The sequence below is a fragment of the Ruminococcus sporogenes genome (assembly GCF_054655175.1).
On the sequence record NZ_BAAHOA010000032.1, the window covers coordinates 1 to 1,041 of the forward strand.

Below are 1,041 nucleotides of genomic sequence, written 5' to 3' on the forward strand. Positions count from 1 at the left end.
ATACAGGAGTTTTTTGACCGCGTCGTTCCCGGCACGGTCCGTTTTTTTACCGACCATTTTATCTGCGGCAATTCGTATAAATGCGTGTGGGCGGTCAGAGAATGGCCGCCTACCACCGAAGAACAGGCTATCCTCGCCCATCTTGCCGACAGAAGCTCGGTTACTTTAAGAATATATAACCGCCTTGTGGACAGCGCCGAGCAAAGGCAGATAATTCAGCATGCCGCAAGAAGAAACAAGCTTATGTCGACTGTAAACGACGTAACGGAATCGATTGCCGCGGAAAGCAATTTACAGGACGTTGTTCAGCTTATTGCCGATATGCGCCGAAACAAGGAACCGCTGCTGCACTGCGCCGTGTTTATCGAACTGAAAGCGGTAAGCGAGGACAAGCTTAAGGAGCTTCAGTCGGATATACTAATGGAGCTTACGCGCTCAAAAATAACTGTCGACAGACTGATCCTCCGTCAGAAAGAAGGCATGCTCTCAGCTTTGCCGTTCGGATACAATGTGTTCGGCAGTCTGTATGAACGCGTTCTTCCGGCAAGCTCGGTCGCAAATCTCTATCCGCTGAATTACAGCGGAAAAACCGATGAAAAGGGCTTCTATATCGGAAAAGATAAGTTCGGAACAAACATTTTGGCGGACTTTGATAAGCGAAGCGACGACAAGACAAACGCAAACGTTCTCATTTTAGGAAACAGCGGTCAGGGAAAGTCGTACCTTATGAAGCTTTTGCTTACCAATATGAGGGAGAGCGGAAAAAGCATAATAATTTTAGACGCTGAACAGGAGTACAAGGAGCTGACGGAAAATCTGGGAGGAACCTATCTCGATTTCATGTCGGGAGAATATATGATAAATCCCCTTGAACCCAAAACCTTCGGAGAAGCTGAGCGTGACGGGCAGTCTCCGGAAGCGTTCAGAAGGGTAACAAGGCTAAGTCAGCACATATCATATTTAAAGGACTTTTTCAGAGCATACAAAGACTTTTCTGACAGCGAGATAGATACGATAGAAATTATGTTAATGAAATTGTAT

At 46.2% G+C, this 1,041-nt stretch carries 1 protein-coding gene; it reads left to right on the forward strand.

Translation table 11 applies throughout. The features are described 5' to 3' along the window. Positions 1-1,041 (forward strand): helicase HerA domain-containing protein (locus ACYQ0N_RS15300; RefSeq protein ID WP_460163180.1); only part of this gene is annotated, 1,041 nt, incomplete at both ends.